General features: G+C 71.3%; 12 protein-coding genes, 1 tRNA gene and 3 pseudogenes. 9 read left to right on the forward strand and 7 right to left on the reverse strand.

Going from position 1 to position 17,644, the window contains the following annotated elements; genetic code table 11:
- Positions 1 to 165: 165 nt before the first annotated feature.
- From ACF08W_RS01300 to ACF08W_RS01325, 6 genes are all read left to right on the forward strand, one after another.
- Positions 166 to 1,368 carry an MBL fold metallo-hydrolase gene (locus ACF08W_RS01300; protein WP_392277993.1) on the forward strand — a complete coding sequence of 401 codons (1,203 nt, stop codon included), beginning with the start codon at positions 166 to 168 and terminating at the stop codon, positions 1,366 to 1,368.
- Between the two features lie 744 nt (positions 1,369 to 2,112).
- Positions 2,113 to 4,059 (forward strand): ATP-binding protein, encoded by a 1,947-nt coding sequence (locus tag ACF08W_RS01305; RefSeq protein WP_392277994.1) that lies wholly within the window; start codon positions 2,113 to 2,115, stop codon positions 4,057 to 4,059.
- 7 nt (positions 4,060 to 4,066) lie between these two features.
- Complete coding sequence (locus tag ACF08W_RS01310) at positions 4,067 to 4,501, forward strand: roadblock/LC7 domain-containing protein (protein ID WP_352274664.1); 435 nt, start codon at positions 4,067 to 4,069, stop codon at positions 4,499 to 4,501.
- A 2-nt stretch (positions 4,502 to 4,503) separates the two neighbouring features.
- Entirely contained in the window at positions 4,504 to 4,875 is a 372-nt protein-coding gene (locus ACF08W_RS01315; RefSeq protein ID WP_352274663.1) for a DUF742 domain-containing protein, read from the forward strand.
- A gap of 424 nt (positions 4,876 to 5,299) precedes the next feature.
- On the forward strand, positions 5,300 to 5,860 hold the full coding sequence (locus tag ACF08W_RS01320) for an ATP/GTP-binding protein (protein WP_385209607.1): 561 nt from the start codon (positions 5,300 to 5,302) through the stop codon (positions 5,858 to 5,860).
- Entirely contained in the window at positions 5,857 to 6,444 is a 588-nt protein-coding gene (locus ACF08W_RS01325; RefSeq protein WP_385209147.1) for a GAF domain-containing protein, read from the forward strand. Before ACF08W_RS01320 ends, ACF08W_RS01325 begins: the two co-directional genes overlap by 4 nt.
- A gap of 117 nt (positions 6,445 to 6,561) precedes the next feature.
- Here the strand turns inward: ACF08W_RS01325 and ACF08W_RS01330 are convergent, their stop codons facing one another.
- Both ACF08W_RS01330 and ACF08W_RS01335 read right to left on the reverse strand, forming a co-directional pair.
- Entirely contained in the window at positions 6,562 to 7,473 is a 912-nt protein-coding gene (locus tag ACF08W_RS01330) for a transketolase family protein (RefSeq protein WP_385209150.1), read from the reverse strand.
- Positions 7,474 to 7,502: 29 nt separating this feature from the next.
- Positions 7,503 to 8,204, reverse strand: coding sequence for a transketolase (locus tag ACF08W_RS01335; protein ID WP_352274660.1), 702 nt, complete (start codon positions 8,202 to 8,204; stop codon positions 7,503 to 7,505).
- A gap of 125 nt (positions 8,205 to 8,329) precedes the next feature.
- On the opposite strand from ACF08W_RS01335, the gene ACF08W_RS01340 reads away from it, so the two are divergent.
- Together ACF08W_RS01340 and ACF08W_RS01345 are read left to right on the forward strand one after the other, a co-directional pair.
- Positions 8,330 to 8,403: transfer RNA gene (locus ACF08W_RS01340), tRNA-Pro, on the forward strand.
- A gap of 274 nt (positions 8,404 to 8,677) precedes the next feature.
- Positions 8,678 to 8,833 (forward strand): annotated as a pseudogene (locus ACF08W_RS01345) (threonylcarbamoyl-AMP synthase); the annotation flags it as partial.
- A gap of 73 nt (positions 8,834 to 8,906) precedes the next feature.
- On the opposite strand, the gene ACF08W_RS01350 reads toward ACF08W_RS01345, so the two are convergent.
- Positions 8,907 to 11,888, reverse strand: coding sequence for a S8 family serine peptidase (locus ACF08W_RS01350; RefSeq protein ID WP_392277995.1), 2,982 nt, complete (start codon positions 11,886 to 11,888; stop codon positions 8,907 to 8,909).
- Between the two features lie 360 nt (positions 11,889 to 12,248).
- Complete coding sequence (locus tag ACF08W_RS01355) at positions 12,249 to 14,405, reverse strand: M4 family metallopeptidase (protein ID WP_392277996.1); 2,157 nt, start codon at positions 14,403 to 14,405, stop codon at positions 12,249 to 12,251.
- A 307-nt stretch (positions 14,406 to 14,712) separates the two neighbouring features.
- On the opposite strand from ACF08W_RS01355, the gene ACF08W_RS01360 reads away from it, so the two are divergent.
- The gene (locus tag ACF08W_RS01360) at positions 14,713 to 15,399 is read left to right on the forward strand and encodes a hypothetical protein (RefSeq protein WP_392277997.1); all 687 of its coding nucleotides are present in this window, start codon (positions 14,713 to 14,715) and stop codon (positions 15,397 to 15,399) included.
- 132 nt (positions 15,400 to 15,531) lie between these two features.
- Here the strand turns inward: ACF08W_RS01360 and ACF08W_RS01365 are convergent, their stop codons facing one another.
- From ACF08W_RS01365 to ACF08W_RS01375, 3 genes and pseudogenes are all read right to left on the reverse strand, one after another.
- Positions 15,532 to 15,978, reverse strand: coding sequence for an Lrp/AsnC family transcriptional regulator (locus tag ACF08W_RS01365; protein ID WP_381476929.1), 447 nt, complete (start codon positions 15,976 to 15,978; stop codon positions 15,532 to 15,534).
- A gap of 423 nt (positions 15,979 to 16,401) precedes the next feature.
- A pseudogene (locus ACF08W_RS01370) lies at positions 16,402 to 16,580 on the reverse strand (mobilization protein); the annotation flags it as partial.
- A gap of 109 nt (positions 16,581 to 16,689) precedes the next feature.
- Positions 16,690 to 17,540, reverse strand: a pseudogene (locus tag ACF08W_RS01375) (IS5 family transposase).
- Positions 17,541 to 17,644: the final 104 nt, after the last annotated feature.

Raw genomic sequence — 17,644 nt, forward strand, 5'->3', positions numbered from 1 at the left:
TGGAGTCGGCGTGAGGGGACGCGGCACGGGGTGGAACGCGCCGCCCGGGAGCGCGCCAGCCGGGCGGTGGAGATGTGTGCGCGCTGCCCGGACCGGGTCCGCCGCGCTCGCACCGTCGTACCGCCTGCCCATAATGAAACGACACCGACTCCCCCAGGAGATGCTGTGACCGGCGCCGATGCCCTGCCCCCGCTCCGCACCCGGCTGCGTGCGCTGCGCCCCGCCGCCTTCGGCGCGGATCCGGAGGGCGCCCGCATGGAGCGCATCCGGCGCTCGCCCAACTTCGCCGACGGCGTTTTCCAGAACCCGGTGGGAGCACGGACCAGACCGTCGGGATCCACGCTGGAGTTCGCGAAGGTCTACTTCCGCAGGGAGGAGCGGGTCCGCCGGGCCCCGTCGGGCACCCTGCCCGTCCACCCCACCACGTACGCGGACCTGGCCGAGCCGCCGGCCACGGGGCTGCGGCTCACCTGGATGGGCCATTCCGGGGTGCTCGCCGAGATCGACGGGCGGCGGGTGCTCTTCGATCCGGTCTGGGGGGAGCGCTGCTCGCCCTTCGCCTTCGCCGGCCCCAGGCGTCTGCACCCCGTGCCGCTGCCGCTCGCCGCGCTCGGCCCGGTGGACGCGGTGGTGATCTCGCACGACCACTACGACCACCTCGACCTGCCGACCATCCGCGCCCTCGCGGGCACCGGAACGGTGTTCGCCGTCCCGCTCGGTGTCGGCGCCCATCTGGAGCACTGGGGGGTCCCGGCCGACCGGCTGCGCGAGCTGGACTGGAACGAGACGACACGCATCGCCGGGATCGACCTGACGGCCACTCCCGCACGGCACTTCTGCGGCCGGGGCCTGCGCAATCAGCAGCACACCCTGTGGGCGTCCTGGGCCGTCACCGGTCCCGAGCACCGGATCTACCACAGTGGTGACACCGGCTACTTCTCCGGCTTCCGGGACATCGGCGCCGCACACGGCCCGTTCGACGCGACGATGATCCAGATCGGCGCCTATGCGGAGTACTGGCCCGACATCCACATGACCCCGGCCGAGGGGATGCGGGCCCACCTCGATCTCCAGGGCGGCAGTCCACACGGCGTGATGCTGCCGATCCACTGGGGCACCTTCAACCTCGCACCGCACCCGTGGGCCGAGCCCGCCGAGTGGACCATGGACGTGGCGGAGGAAGCCGGGCAGGACGTCGCGTTCCCGACCCCGGGGCTGCCGTTCGAGCCTGCCGGGGCGCTGCCCACCGAGCAGTGGTGGCGGCCCGTCTCCCACCCGATCGCGCACCCCTGGCGCAGCGATCGGGAGACCCCGCTCGCCGCCCCGGAGACCGACGAGCAGAATCTCGATCTCACCAGCGGTCGCTGAGCCCGGCGGGCGGCGGCCAGGGCCACGCGGGCGGTGGCCGGGGCGTGGCGGTGGCCCGCGCCGCCGCCCGGCTGCCCCGGCCGGTCGGGCCCCGAACCGAGCCTGCCTCCGTCCCCGGAGCCGTTGCCGAGGCCGTAGGGCCCGCAACACCCGATTCCGCACGGCGCCCGCCTCCAACCGCCGCCTGGAACCAACCGACGCGAGCCCCCGCAGCAGCCCCATGATCCATGGCCGACGATGGCCGGATCACTGACGCTGAGACCCCTGTGACGGATGAGGCGCACGAGGGGCAGTCCCGTCGCGCGCGTCCGGATTCCCCGTCCGTCGACCCCCTCGGATCGCGCCATTCACCCGATCGGCCCCATGGCCATGATGGTTACGCCGCGTAGCAAACCGGTAGGTCGGTACGGAGTGCCCGTGCGGTCCGCGCGGAGCGGACGGGACGTGGGTGCCGCGCGTTCACGGGTTCGTACCGGTAGATCGTTCGGGCGTCGGCCGACCGGGTGTCAAAACAGTGTGATCGGCCAGTTGTTCGAGAGTTCATACCAGAGCGGGACGGATGGCGGGCAAGTTCGACAACTCGCCGCCGCACCCCGGTGCGGGACGACTACCGTGTGTGGCCGGTGATCAACGGTGGGCTCATAAGTTTCGAGCCTGCCCGACCGATGCACCGGGCCTGACCGACCACCGTAGGTGCCACCGCAGGAACACCGTTTCCGGGTGCCCCACGTACCAAGGACACCGATGTCTCAACTTCGCGCACCCGAAGCGCGACCGGAGCGCCGTGAGGGCGGGCGGCACGGCCGACCGGGCGCCCGTTCCCACTCGGCCGCGGCCAGACCGCGCGCCGCCCAGCCGACCGCCGAGACGCGCATACGCCCCCAGATCCTGCGCGCCGCGGTGCTGCCGACCACGGCGGCGGTACTGAGCGGTGCCGCGGCGGTCATCTTCACCATCCGCTCCACCGGAGCCCGGCTCTCCACCGAGCTCTGGATCGCGCTCGGCGCGGCCGGTGCGCTGGCGCTCGCCGCGGTGCTGGCCGCCTTCCTGGCCGCCAACCGGCTCGCCACCACCGTGTTCGGCCGCTGCCTGGCCCTGCGCCGTGCCAGTGCCCAGGGCCAGGCAGAGCTGCAGCGGGTGATGGAGCAGCTCCGCAACGGTGAGCCGGTGGCCGTCCGCCGGCCCGCCGGCCCCGGCACCCCGGGCAGCGACGCCTTCGAACTGCTCGCGCAGGAGCTCGGCCGCCACCAGACCGCCGCCGTGGCCGCGGTCGTCCAGGCGGCCCGGCTCGCCGACCGCTCCGGCGAGGACCAGAAGGTCGAGGTCTTCGTCAACCTCGCCCGGCGCCTGCAGTCGCTCGTGCACCGCGAGATCCAGATCCTCGACGAGCTGGAGCACGAGGTCGAGGACCCCGATCTGCTCAAGGGCCTCTTCCACGTCGACCATCTCGCCACCCGGATCCGCAGGCACGCCGAGAACCTCGCGGTGCTCGGCGGCGCCGTCTCCCGGCGCCAGTGGAGCAACCCCGTCACCATGACCGAGGTCCTGCGTTCCGCGATCGCCGAGGTCGAGCAGTACCCGCGGGTCAAGCTCGTGCCGCCGATCGACGGCACGCTGCGCGGCCACGCGGTGGCGGACGTGATCCACCTGCTCGCCGAACTGGTGGAGAACGCCACGGTGTTCTCCGCACCGCACACCCAGGTGCTGATGCGCGCCCAGCAGGTCACCGCCGGACTGGCCCTGGAGGTCGAGGACCGGGGGCTCGGCATGCCGGTCAACGAGCAGAAGCGGATGAACGCCCTGCTCGCCGCGCCCGACCAGGTCAATGTGGCCCACCTGCTGCAGGACGGCCGGATCGGCCTGTTCGTCGTCGCGTCACTGGCCCGGCGGCACGGCATCGCCGTCCGGCTGCAGAGCAACATCTACGGGGGCACCCAGGCCGTACTCGTCCTGCCCCAGGGCCTGTTGGGAGTGGACGGGGACGCCTCGGCCGAGCGCGGCGCCGCGCCGGTCCCGCCCCCGGGCCCCGTGCACCGTCCGCCGGCCGAGGACGAGAGGGCCGGACACCACGGCCGCTCCCTGCCGAGCCTCACTCCCGGCCCCGGTGCCGCCCCGCAGTCGGAGACCGGCCCTCAGCCGTACGTCCCCAGCCAGTCCCCGGGGCCGCACCCGGCACCGCAGCAGGCACCCGGACCGAGCGAGGCCCCGCCGCTCCCGCAGCGGACCGAACACCCCGCCCACCCCGAACCGGCCGAGAACGTCCCCGGCCCCCGGCCCCCGGAGCGGACCGGCGACGCACCCCGCCCCGAGCCCGGCGGTGCGGGCGGAGCCCCGGGCCGCCCCCAACTGCCCCGGCGCAGCAACCAGGAACACCTCGTCCCGCAGCTGAGGCAGGCCCCGGTCCCGCGCACCCAGGACGAACAGGCCCTCCACGACCCGGGGCTCATGGCGGCCTTCCGCCGGGGCATCGAACTGGCCGAGGCCCGCACCGAGTCCGACACCACAGGCTCCCCGGAGCCGGCCCACGGCCCCGAAGCGGCGGCCGGGCAGCCCTGGCCGCCGGCCCCGCTCGAACCGCTGCCCGTACGCGGCCGCACCCCGACCGCCGCCCCCTACCCCGCGAGCCCGGCACCGGGCCCGGAGGGGGCCCCGGCGGTCGATCCCCTCGAAACGCACACCCCGAAGGAGTAGATGCTTCATGGCGACCGACATGCCGTCCGGTCAGGTCTCGGACCTCGACTGGCTGCTGAGCGGCCTGGTCCAGCGTGTCCCGTACACGCGCAGCGCGGTGCTGCTCTCCGCCGACGGGCTGGTGAAATCCCTGCACGGCATGGATGCCGACAGCGCCGACCACATGGCGGCGCTGGCCGCCGGTCTGTACTCGCTGGGGCGCAGCGCCGGCGCGCGCTTCGGCGACAGCGGCGAGGTCCGGCAGGTGGTGGTCGAGCTCGACTCGACCCTGCTGTTCGTCTCCACGGCCGGATCGGGCACCTGTCTCGCCGTCCTCGCCGGTCGGGAGGCGGACGCGGCGGTGCTCGGCTACGAGATGACGATGCTGGTCAAGAGCGTCCGCCCGTACCTGATGACGCCCGTGAGACAAGCGGCCGGCGCCCCCGGCAGCACGGGACTGTGAGGGTGTCGGTGCCGCAGGACGGGCCGCTGCTCGACGACGCGGCCGGGCGGCTCATCCGTCCCTACACCGTGAGCAACGGCCGGACCCGTCCTTCGGCCGTGCTCGACCTGCTCTCGCTGATCATGGCCACGGGGAGCGAGCCGCAGACCCATCTCGGTCCCGAGCACTCCGTCGCGCTGGGGCTGTGCGACGGTCCCACCTCCGTGGCCGAGATCGCCGCCCATCTGCGGTTGCCCGCGGTCGTCACCAAGGTGCTCGTCTCCGACCTGGTCGACTGCGGGGCGGTGACCGCGCACCCGCCCGCCTTCCACGACATGCCCACCGACCGATCTCTGCTGGAGGCAGTGCTCGATGGCTTACGACGACAGCTCTGACGGATTCGGCAGCTCCGCCGCGTACCGGAACGGCTCGGACCCCGAAGGTTTCGCAGGCCGGGGAAGCCATGCCCGTTCCGGCGACCACGGGAGTCCGGAGAGCTACGGACGCCCGGAGAGCCACGGGGGCACCCCGAACCACCCGGGCACGCAGGACTACGGGCACCCGCCCACCCACGGGGAGGCCCAGGGGTACGAGGGGTACGAGGAGACGCGGAACTACGGGGGGACACCGGACTACGGCTACGCGCAGGGGTACGGGGAGCCGCAGGGCTACGGACAGGCGCCGCAGGGCTACGCCGACCCCGGCCCCGCCCCGCACGTACCGGACGACGCCCCGCACACCTCGCACCCGTCGGCCGACCCGGACGTCTCCGGGGCCGAGGGACCGGGCGGGACGGAGGGCTTCCCCGTCGCGCTCAAGGTGCTGGTGGCGGGCGGATTCGGCGTCGGCAAGACGACGTTCGTCGGCGCCGTCAGCGAGATCGCGCCGCTGAGCACGGAGGAGCTGCTGACCCAGGTGAGCGTCGGGACCGACCATCTCGACGGCATCGAGTCCAAGACCGCAACCACCGTGGCGATGGACTTCGGCCGCATCACGCTCGACGAGCAGCATGTGCTCTACCTGTTCGGCACCCCCGGCCAGGAACGCTTCTGGTTCATGTGGGACGAGCTCTCCCAGGGGGCGCTCGGCGCGGTCGTCATCGCCGACACCCGGAGGCTCGCGGAGTGCTTCGCCGCCGTCGACTTCTTCGAACGGCGTGGCATCGGTTTCATCATCGCGGTCAACGAGTTCGACGGTGCCTACCGCTACGCGCCGGAGGAGATCCGGGCCGCGCTCGATCTCGGTCCTGACGTCCCGGTGGTGCTCTGCGACGCCCGGATCGCCAGTTCGGGCACGGGCGCCCTCGTCACCCTCGTCCAGCACCTGATCAACGCGACCTCGGCCCCGGCACCGCTGACCGGCTTCGGGGCCCGTCCGTGACGCGGAACGCGCCCGGCCGGCTGCTGCTCACACCGGTCGACCGCGATGCCGTCGCCCGTACCCGGCGGCTGCGGACGCTCGGACTCGGGGAGCGCGCCGACGCGTCGTTCGACAACTTCGACGCCTTCGCCGACCGGGTGGCGGAGCTGACCGAGGTCCCCTTCTCCATGGTCAACTTCATCGACGGGAACCGGCAGTTCTTCGCCGGTCTGCACACCCCGGCCGGCACGCGCAAGGGCACCGACCTGGGCATCGCGGCCGCGTGCAGCAGCCGCAGCGGCCGCTATGTCGCCATCGACCGCGGCTACTGCCCCCATGTCGTCGTCCGGCGCAAGGCGCTGGTGCTGGAGGACGTCTGCGACTACCCGAGGTTCGCGGGCAACCCGGTCGTCGACGAGATAGGCATCCGCTCCTACCTCGGTGCTCCGCTCATCGACCGCACCGGCATCGCCCTGGGCGCCGTCTGCGCGGTCGACACCGTGCCCCGTTCGTGGGGCAGGGCGGGGCTCGACACGATCAAGTCACTGGCCCTGGAGCTTGTGGTGCACATCGACCAACGGGAGGGACACGGCTTCCGGACCTGAACCGGCCCGCTCCGGGGACCGGCTCGGTCGAGCAGCGCGGTCGCGTAGCCCCGCACCGCTCTCGACCGGCCCGGCCGCGCCCGGACAGACACCGCCCGTCCGGGCAGACGGCGACCGTCAGGGCCGGGGCCGACCGAGGAAGCCCCCGATCCGCTCCCGCAGCCCTCGCGCGTCCAGCCCGTGCGCGGCGAGGTGCTCGTCCATCTCCCCGTACTTGCGCAGCTCGGCCCGTCCCACACCGAGGCCCAGCACACGGTGCGGCAGCGCGGCCAGCGCGTCATTGGCGGCCGCGGTGGAGGTGCCCGCCAGATACGGCTCGACGATCACCACATCGGCTCCGGCTCCGGCCCCGACCGCCCGTCGCAGTCCGGCACCGTCGAACGGGCGCACCGTCGTCGCGTACAGCACCGTCACATCGAGCCCCTCGGTCGCGGCGAGTACGTTGTCGAGCATCGGCCCGACCGCGATCACCACGCCGCCCCCACCCTCCCGCACCGGCGCGAACCCGGTCCCCGCGCCGACCGCCCGGGCCCGCTCGTTGGACTGCAGCGACAGCCGTACGTACACCCGGCCGTCGTCGGCCGCGGCCTGGCGCAGCAGCGCCTCCGCCTCGTCCGGGTGGCCCGGCACGTGCACCGTCCAGCCGTCGAGGGTGTCCAGCAGCGCCACATCACCCGGCGCCATATGGGTGAACCCGCCGGCCGGCCAGTCGTACGAAGCACCCGCGCTCACCAGTACTCCGCTCACCCCCTGATGGCCGAAGTCCAGCTTGACCTGCTCGAACGGCCGCTCCACCAGGAAGCTGGCGAAGGTGTGGACGATCGGCCGCATCCCGGTGAGCGCCATTCCGGCCGCCGCGCCGACCAGCAGCTGCTCCCTGATGCCGACATTGACCACCCGGTCCGGATGCGCCTCCAGAGCCGGGCCGAAGCCGTCCCGGCTGATCTCGGCCAGAACCAGCGCGAGGGCCGGGTCCTCGTCCAGCAACCGGGTCGTGGTGGCGATGAAGCGGTCACGCATCGTGTCCATGTGCGGGTCCTCCGTGTTCTGCGGGGCGTTCAGTTCTTGGGCTCGACGCGGGCGACGACGGCGCGTGGCCGTCCGGGGTGCGGTGCGGTGAAGGCCGTGTAGAGCGCCTCGTGGTCGCGCCCGTCGACCGTGTCGACCGACCAGCCCGCGGCCTCGAACCGGGCCGCGATCCCGCCCGGCCGGGCATAGGACGCCGAGACGTTGTCGATCACCACGGTGTGCAGCTGCTCCAGCCCGGCCGGGCCCGCGTAGGCGAGCGCCTCGTGGTTGCTGCCCTCGTCCAGCTCGGCATCCCCGACCAGCACCCACACCCGGGGGTCGGTGAGCCCCTGGGCCCGGAGCCCGAGGACGCTTCCGACGGCCAGCGGCAGCCCGTGCCCCAGTGAGCCGCTGCCGATCTCGACCCCGGGCAGCAGCGTCCGGTCCGGGTGGTGCCCGAGCGGCGAGTCGTACGTCCCGAAGCCCGGCAGCAGTTCCTCGCCGAAGAACCCGTGAGCGGCGAGGACCGCGTAGTACGCCATCGGCCCGTGGCCCTTGGAGAGCAGGAACCGGTCGCGGTCCGGTGCGTCGACGGTGTCCGGTGTCACCCGCAGCACCCGGTCGTACAGCACCCACAGCACGTCCAGGGTGGAGGTGGCCGCGGGGCCGTGCTTCTCGTCCCCGGTCATCATGCCCATCAGGCGGTTCATCTCGCGGTGGTCGCGCCGCGCCGCGGTGGTCGTGTGTGTCATGGAACAAGCGTTGAACATCAAGTTCGGTTGAGGTCAAGCGCCAAAGCTGTTCGTAACCACCCACCCGAGTGCGGTATTGTTCTCATGCGCGTTCGGCCCGGGGGAAACCCCAGGTCAGCGGGTATCGGGACGTGGCGCAGCTTGGTAGCGCACTTGACTGGGGGTCAAGGGGTCGCAGGTTCAAATCCTGTCGTCCCGACTGGAGACAGTCGCAGATCAGGGCCGGTTTCGGAGCAATCCGAAACCGGCCCTTGATTATTCTCGGGGACCGGTTGGCGACCGGCGTCCTTGACCGGGGTCGGCGGGTCATGACGATCGGGCTCGGCAGCGAGCGCGGTGTGCGCAGCGCGCTGAGGTGTGGGGAGAGCGCCGCTCCGGCAGCCGTGATCTTTTGAACGTCTGGGTGCAGGTGGCGCTGGGTGGTGGTCAGTGACCCGTGGCCGGCGATCCTGCGGAGGACGTGTACGTGGACAACCCGGGGTTGGGAGATCAAGCAGCGCCTGGACTACGAGGGGGACGTCGTCATCGGCTCCGGTGACTGCGGCACCGAGCCGACGACCGTCATTGACTTCCCCACCGGCGAGCTGCAGATCGTCCGCAGGGGCGCGGGCGACACCTCGCGGTTCGAGTGGCCGGCATGTGCGGAGGGCGTGTGGGGGGCGGCACGTGTGTGCGTGCCGCCCCGCCGGTGGGTATCGGGATTCAGTTGAGGGTCAGGAAGGAGCCCGCCTCGTTGCCGTACTCGATCCAGGCGCCGGACCGGGTGTTCGCTGGGACGCCGGACCAGGCGGCGGTCAGGTCGGTCGGCACGCCGGGGGTGACGCGGGCCCGGTCGGGCGTGACCGTGACTTTGCCGGTGACGGGGCTGTCCGCGGTGATGTGGTTCGCCTGGTAGGTGTACGGGGTGACGGTCTCCCCGTCGACCCCCATCGCGACCAGGGACACGAAGAGAGCGTCGGCCGTGGGATGCGGCACGGTGATCGTGACCGTTCCGTCACTGTCGGGGACGGCGACGTGGACGCCCTGGAGGACCCCGTCCACCTTGTCGCCCCAGAGGACGCCCGTGATCGTGTCCGCCGCCGCGTCGAAGTGGACCGTGATCTGCGACGCCTTGGTGCCGGAGGGGATCTCGGCGTCGTAGGAGATCTCCTGCATCTGTGTCACGGTGCCCTCGGTGACCGGTGAGGAGACCGGTCCGTAGGCGGTGGCCGTCAGGGTGCTGGTGGCCGGGGTGACCGGGAACTCGGTCGAGCCGCTGGAGCCGGAGCCCTTGATTTCGGCGGGGGCGCGGACGATTTGCGGGGTGACGGCGATCGGGCTGCGGACGGTGGTGCGGCCGGAGAGCCAGGTGAGGGCCCCGGTGGCGGTGCGTCCCGCGGGCGCGGTGGTCACGTCCAGGGTGAGGGTGAAGGTGCGCTTCTGGCCGGGGTGGCTGAAGTGCAGCACGGACGGGCTCACCGTGGCCTTGATGCCGGGGAGGTCCACCCGGGCGCGGTAGGTGCCGGCCGTGGTCGCGGTGACGGTGCGGGTGATGGTCTGCTTGCCGAAGAGGTCGCCGATGGCTATGGACGGGTAGTTGAGGTCGCTCGGGTCGATGGCCTTGACGCCGCTTCCGGTGTCCACGCCGGAGCCCTCGAGGTAGGCGAGCCAGTCCCGCTCGCCCGAGTCGTAGACGAGTCCGGGCCGCAGCATGGCCCGTGCGTCCACCCCGCCGGCGCCCTGGGCGAACACGTCGCCGCTGTTCTTGCCGTCCGCGGTCCTCGTCGGCGTGGCGGTGGTCATCATGGCCGACTTGACGCTCATCGGGGACCAGGTGGGGTGCTCCGTGAGGTAGAGCGCCGCCAGGCCACTGATGTGCGGGGTGGCCATGGAGGTACCGGAGTAGTAGTCGAAGTCGCGGCCGTGGTTGCCGTCCGGGGACACGGCCTCGAGGATCGTGACGCCGGGCGCGGTGATGTCGGGCTTGAGCAGGTCGCCGTTGCCGGTGAGCGAGGGGCCGCGCGAGGAGAAGCCGGCCACCTGCGGGTAGACGTCCGAGGCGCCTCCCTCGGTGAGGGTGGCGGTGGCTCCGCTCGTGGCGGCGTAGGCGCGCACGGGGGCCGCGTCCGCCTTGTCGAGGTGGACCGCCGGCACGCTGTGCAGGTCGCCGTCCGTGCTCTCGTCGCCGGGGTTGACCAGGACGAGGCCGATGCCGCCGGCCCGCTTGACCTCGGCGGACTTGTCGGCGCGGCCGTTGACGCCCCGTTCGCAGACGACGATCTTCCCGGTCGTACGGGCGGGGTCGAGGGAGTCCGGCATGCAGTAGTCCGCGTAGACGTCCACGGTGTCCGCGACCCGGACCGCGGAGCCCTTGACCAGCGGGGCGGGGCCGACCCGCCGGTGGACTGTGGTGCTGATGCCGGTGTGGCTCGCGCCGTTGCCGAGGGTCACCGTGCCGGTGTGCGACTTGATGGTGCCGGCGGCGACCGTGGTGGTCCAGGGCGCGGTGTTGGAGAGGCTGGACGCTCCCGGGCCGGAGTTGCCCGCGGCGGTGGCGACGAAGACTCCGGCCGCGGCGGCGTTGCGGAGCGCGACCTGCGCCGGGTCGTCGTACGCGCTCTCGAACGCGGCGCCGAGCGAGTAGTTGATGACGTCCACGCCGTCGGCGACGGCCTGGTCGATGGCGGCGACGAGGTCGCTGGTCAGACCGCCGTCCGCCTGGCCGTCCTTGCTCTGCCAGAGGGCTTTGTAGACGGCGATGGTGGCTGCGGGGGCCACGCCGGAGACGGTGCCGAGGTCCTCACCGTCAACCTTGGCGCGGACGTCGGCGTTGCCGGCCGCGGTGGCCGCCGTGTGGGTGCCGTGGCCCTGGCTGTCGCGCGGGGAGACGTATCCGGCGCGGTTGGACTCCGGAACGGCGTCGAACCATGCCTTGCCGAAGTAGCGGGCGCTGACGACCTTCTCGTTGCAGGCCGCGGCGGTGAAGCTCTCGCCGGTCTGGCAGGTGCCCTTGAAGGTGCCGCCGTCCGCCTTGTGCATCACGGTGGTGGTGCCCACGCGGTAGGGGCGGTGACGGCCCTTCGGGCCGGGTTCGCGGGAGCTCAGGGCCGGGGCGGCGAAGGAGGGGTTCTCGGGCCAGATGCCCGTGTCGATGTCGCCGATGACGATGCCCTTGCCGGCTTCGGCGGTCCCGCCGAGGGCCTTCCACAACCCCTTGCGGCCGGAGAGTCCGAGGAAGTCGGTGGAGTTCCGGTCGTCGGTGGCGTGGTGGAAGCGGTCGGGGGCGATGTGCACGACGTTCCCGGTGCGGGCGAGGCGCACCAGTTGGCGGGCGTCGAGCCGGGCGCTGAAGGTGTTGGTGGTGACCGCGTAGTGCTGGCGGACGGTGGCGCCGACCTTCTTGGCGACGCGGGTCTGCTGGTCCGTCAGGTGGGTGCGGTACCGCTTGGCGGTGGCCGATGCGACATCGAGCTTGTCGCCCTCGGCGGGCTTCGTGGCGGGGAGGTCGCGCACCCCGCCGTCGTAGGTGACCAGGGGCTCGTCGGCGAGGGTGACCAGGTAGGTGCCCGTGGTGGATTCGGCGGTCGGAGTGGCGGCGGTCGCGGCCGTGGCAAGGGGAAGGCTGAGCGAGGCAAGGGCGGTGGTAAGCAACCCGGCGAGGGCGGCTCGCCGGTTGCGCGATGTTCTACGCCGCAGGCGTGACACGAACTCTCCTCTTGGATTTCCACGCACGCCGGAGCGACGAGCGTGACTGCTCGCCTGCGGTGTGCGCTGGCGGCGGGAGTTTCCGAACCGCCTGACACCAGAAGTGACTGACGGGTGGTCCGGGACGAGCGGAAACTCTTTCTTCCCTGTATGGGGTGATTTGACTGACAGGGAAGACATTCACGATCAAACCCGCGATCGTTCCTGTCATGTATGCGACAGGTAGGTGGGTTGGGCGGTTGAACACCGGAAATCCCTCGGAGTGGGAACCGGGCCGCCACGGGCATGCGGCGGCTCCCGCGGCCGGAGCACCTGAGCAGGGGCTTCGGCCGCGGGAGCGCGGGTGGTGGGCCGGAGCGGTCAGCCGATCGCGATGTCGTCGAGCAGGAAGATGGTCGACAGATAGGCGTCCTCGGTGCCGGCGAACTCCAGCTTCACCGTCTGCCCCCTGTAGGCGGACAGGTCGATGGTCTTCTGGACGTAGCCGGCACTGGCGTTCGCGTTGGAGTAGGTGGCCAGCGCGGTGCCGTTGACCTTGACCTTGAGGGTGTCGTAGGCGGTGTAGCCGGACTCCTGGGTGGAGACCTTCAGCCAGAAGGTGAGCTTCGGGGTGCCGGTGGAGGGCACCGCGATGTTCGACTGGGACACGGACTCGATGGCGGAGGTTCCGTAGCCCATCATCCAGGCGTACCAGGACCCGCCGTGCCCGGCCTGCAGGGGCGAGTTGGTGATGATGTCGTCGCTCTGGGTCCAGCCGCTGGTGCCCTGCTCGAAGCTGCCGTTGGTCAGCGCGTTACCGGTGGGGGGATCGGTCGGATCGGGGGTGGGGGTGGGGGTGCCGTTGCCGGGGTCGGGCAGGGCGGTGCCGACGCTGACGGCCGCCCATGCCTTGGAGACGAGGTACCGCTCCTGGGAGTTGGTGCCGTACAGGTCGGCGGCGGCCTGAAGGGTGGCGGTGCGGGCGCCCGCGTAGTTGGTGGTGGAGGTCATGTAGGCGCTGAGCGCCCGGTACCAGACGGCGGCGGCCTTGTCCTTGCCGATGCCCGCGAACGTGTCGCTGTTGCAGGTGGTGCCGTTGTGCGAGCGTCCGCCGATGGTCTTCGCGCCGGTGCCTTCGGCGGCCAGGTAGAAGAAGTGGTTGCCGATGCCGGAGGAGTAGTGGACGTCCACGGAGCCGGCGCCGGATCTCCAGCAGGACAGCGAGTTCCCGTCGGCGGAGGGGTTGTCCATCCGGCGCATGTAGCCGCCGGACATGTTGAGCTTCTCGCCGATGAAGTAGTCGCCCGGGTCGCCGGCGTTGTTGGCGTAGAACTCGACCATGGTGCCGAAGATGTCGCTGGTGGCCTCGTTGAGACCACCGGACTCACCGGAGTAGGTGAGGTTGGCGGTCGCGGAGGTGACGCCGTGGCTCATCTCGTGACCGGCCACGTCGAGCGCGGTGACCGGGGTGTTGCCGTTCTGCGAGGATCCGTCGCCGAAGAACATGCAGAAGCAGGTGTCGTCGTAGAAGGCGTTCAGCAGGCCGCTGTCGACGTGTACGTAGGCGGGGGCGCCGCGGCCGTCGTTGCGGATGCCGGAACGGTTGAAGGACTCCTTGTAGTAGTCCCAGGTCTTCGCCAGACCGTAGGAGGCGTCCACGGCGGCGCTCTCGCGACTGGACGTGGTGCCGTTGCCCCAGGAGTTGGTGGTCTTCGAGAAGGCCCGGGCGTTCTGCTTCGGGTTCGACTGCGGGCTGTTGTACGAGTCGTAGACGACCGTGCCGCCGTGCGCCGCGTCGGTCAGGGTGTAGCCGCTGCCGGTCTGGGTGGTCTCGATGGAGACCTGGCCGGAGGTGACGCCGTTGCCGGTGCCCGTGATGCTCTGGTGCAGCTCGTACTGGTCCAGCAGCGTGCCGCTGGTCGCGTCGACGATCACCGCCTCCCGCGAGGCCGGGCCGGCCTCGCCCGCGCCGGTGACGGTCGAGCGGTAGGCGAGTACGGGGACCTTGCCGACCGCGTACACCACCAGGGTGCTGTCCTTGCCGGCGGCCTTCGCCTTCCTCACGTGCCTGGCGTGCTTCACGGCCTTGGCCGAGGCATCGGCCGCCGACAGCTTCGGCGTGGTGCCGGCGACCTTGATCGCGCCCTGGTGCGCGAGGTCCGAGCCGGTGATCTTTCCGTCCTTTGCGATGTGGACCACCAGGTCGCCGCCGATGACGGGCAGGCCGCTGTAGGTACGGTCGTAGCGCACGTGCCGGGCGCCGTCGGCGTCGATCAGCACGTCCTTGACCACCAGGCGTTCGGCCGGGCCCAGGCCGAGCTCGCGGGCGGTGGCGGCCGTGCCGCGCTCGGCGGTGCGTATCGCCCCGCTGCGCGTGTCGGGCGTCATCGCCCGGAACCCGGCGCCGGGGTCGGCGGCGGAGTCGGCGGCTGCCGCGTGGGGCCGGGGGGCTGCGGTGGACTGGGTGACCACCATGGTCACGGAACCCAATGCGAGGGCTGCCGCGACACCGGCAGCCAAGGCGTTTTTGCGGTACATGACAAATCCTTCCACCGGGCCTCGTCGGGGAGTTGCCGCAGGACGTCACCTGGAGTGCGGGGGGTGTTCGGCGGCAGTTGGCTCGGTTGTGGCCATGAGGCTAGAGATGCAGAGAGCGGCCGACATCGGGGTAAACCCTTGACCTGGACGGGGAGGCCCGGCGGGCGCACCATGGCCCGATGCCAGACTCCGAGACGTGGATCAGCACGGCCCACGAGGCCGGTCCCGTGCTGCGACAGGCCCCGGGCTCACAGGACACCGGGATTTCGTATACCGGGCTGCTCGAACCGCGATCGGCACGGAACTCGTGGCCCGGCTGCCGGGCGATGCGCGCAGGCTCCTGCACGCTCGCCTGGCCGAGGCCGGCCGTGACAGCGTCCGCCGCAACCGGCACACCGTGCCGGCGGCCGACGCCGACGACCCGCGGTCGGCCCGCCGCGCCGCCCGCGCCGCCGACCGCGCCCGGCAGCGCGGAGACCACGCACTCGCGGTGGAGCTCTCCCTCCTCGCCGCCCAGCGCACCCCGCACGACGACGGCGACCTGCTCATCGAACGGGCCCTGACCGCCGTACGCGACGCCGCCCACTACGGTGACCTCCCCCGCGCTCGGACCGCCGCCCGCTTTGTCCTGGGCCAGGACACCACCCTCGCCCAGCGCGTCGATGCCCTCGTCGCCCTGATCGACGCGAGCGGCCAGCACCTGTACAGCGCGGACGAACTGTTCGCCGACGCACTCCGAGCGGCGGCCGGACGATCCGACCTCACCGCGCGGATCCTCATCCGCCAATCCGTCTGGGCCAACGTCAACAAGGGTGACCCCCACCGGGCGTGTGCCCTGGCCGGTCGGGCCACCGCCCTTGCCGAGAGCGCCGGCGACACCACAACCGCCCTCAGCGTCAAGACGGTCGAAGCGACCCTCACCCGCGTCTACCGGAAACTGGGCCTGCGCTCACGCTTCCAACTCGCGCACACCGTCGCACCAGCATGTGAGTGATCCGCCCCGACGGCCCCGGAAGCCGCCGGGGTCAGTCGTGTACCGGGCGACGACGTCGGGCCCGCACCACCGATCGAGGCCGCCGTCGGCAGGCGGACGGCCTCCGGGCCGCAGCACGACGTCGTTTCGGGGTTACGGGGTGCCGGCACGCGCGGTCGCGCGGGTCCAGGTGTTCATGATGATGAAGGTCTTGGTGCCCTCCACTGTGCCGGTCCGGCGTACGGCGTTGATCACCTGCTGAAGATGCTTCACGTCCCTGACCCGGAGCTTGAGCAGGGCGTCGGAGGTACCGGCGATGCTGTGGCTCTCCTCGATCTCCGGGATGCTCTCGGCGATGCCCTGGATCTCGTCGCTGTCGGTCGCGCCGAGCAGGCGGATCTCGATGAACGCCTGAAGCATGCCCGCCCGGCTGTCCTCGATGACCGCGGTGTAGCCGCGGATCACGCCCGCCCTCTCCATGCGCTCGATGCGGCGCGCGCACGGAGCCGCTGAGAGTCCCACAGCACGCGCGATCTCCGACACGGGCGCTCGCCCGTCCTTGCGGAGGATGTTCAGTATGTGACGGTCGATCGCGTCCACGGCCAACTCCCCGAATCGTGCGCGCCACGCACGAGTCGCGCGCCGAAAGCTCCCCTGTTCCTTGCAGGTCGAGTGAACCACGCTCGACATATGCGTGATGATGCTCGGCCTGTCACCTGGAGACCGTCGTCCTGTCATCGTCGTGGTGTCCGGGTGATCCCCGGCAGGAGGCCCGCACCGGCCAACCCCTACGGTGCGGACTCCGACCAGGTGACAGGTGCGCGGGCATCCCCAGCACCCCGCGGCCGGCCCCACATCCTGGGGCCGGCCGGGTACCGAACCAGGCCCGTCGGCAGCGATCACCGCGCGGGGCACAAGAGCTGACTTCTACGACACGATCACGAACCTGTGCTGTACCTGATCCGTTGCGCCGCCACGACGCGTGGTGAGCATGGGATCGGGGTGCCAGCGGTATCGGCTGCCAATGGCACTTCGGTTGTGAGCCATTTGCTTCCGCCGGTTCGGTTGAGCGGAGCTGCGCCAGTTGAGAACCTCGGCGGGGTCCTCGGCGCTGTCGAGCTCCTGCTGGGTGCTCACCTCGGTAACAGGAGACGTCGGGGATTGTGGCCGGCGGTCTTGGCCTGCGCCAGGGCGGTGGTCACAGGCCAGCAGCCGGTAGAGCGTTGCCTGCGACGGCAGTTCCACCGACTCGCCGTTCTCCCGCAGGATCTCGCCCGTCCGCCAGATGATGTAAGGGCGTCCGCCAGTAGGTCATCGGATGCGTGGGTTTCGCGGGCGGGTGTTCCAGCGGTAGAGGGTCCAGGCGCGTCGGATCAGGCAGCGGACCGTGATGACGGTGGCGGCCAGGGCGAGGAAGAATTCAACGGCCTTTCTCCGGCGTTCGGTGCAGCGTCGGAGCTTGCCGAAGTTGTTCATCCAGGAGTTCGTGCGCTCGACGACCCACCGGCCGCCGGTCTGGATCGGGGTCTTCGCGCCGCACGGGGCGATACGGGCATCGATCCCGCGGCCGGCCAGGTCGTCGTGGACGATCCGGTAGTCGTAGCCGGCGTCCAGGGCGAGATGTGGATGCTCCGGCAGCGGTCCGAGGGCCTGTTCGAGGGCGTGAAGCGGTCGAGGGTGGCGGGCAGCAGGGTGTGGTCGCGGACGTTGGCCGGTGCCGGCTCGGTGACCAGGGGTATGCCGGTGCCGTCGGTCAACTGCGAGCGTTTCAGACCGAGTTTGGCACGGTCGACCGGGCTCTTCCCGGCGCATTCACCGCCGGAGAGCGCCTTGGTGATGCAGCCGTCGGCGCTCACGCGGTCGAGTTCGAGGCCGATCATGCGGTCGTAGGCGGCGAGCGCGAGCAGCCGCAGGCTCTCCATCACGCCTTCGGAGTTCCACTCGTCGCGGCGTCGGCGCAAGGTGGTGGCCGAACAGTGTTCGTCGGCGGCGCGTTCGTATCCGCAGCCGAAGACCAAGACCTGCACCAGCCGGTCGAAGACGACGGCGTCGCTGATCCGGGGGTTGTGACAGCCCAGCGGGTGCCGGTTCTCGCGCACGGGCAGGAGCGCGAGAAACTGGTCGCGGATCGGGTCGAGAACGCATGATGGGACGGCAGGCACGGATCCCTCGGTGATCATGAAGCGTAGAAAACTCCATGATCGGGTGAACCGTGCCTGCCTTGCTGCCAACACCTGCTGCCGGACGCTCGTACGATGGCGCGGAG

The organism is Streptomyces sp. NPDC015144 (assembly GCF_043079735.1).
GTDB lineage: Bacteria > Actinomycetota > Actinomycetes > Streptomycetales > Streptomycetaceae > Streptomyces.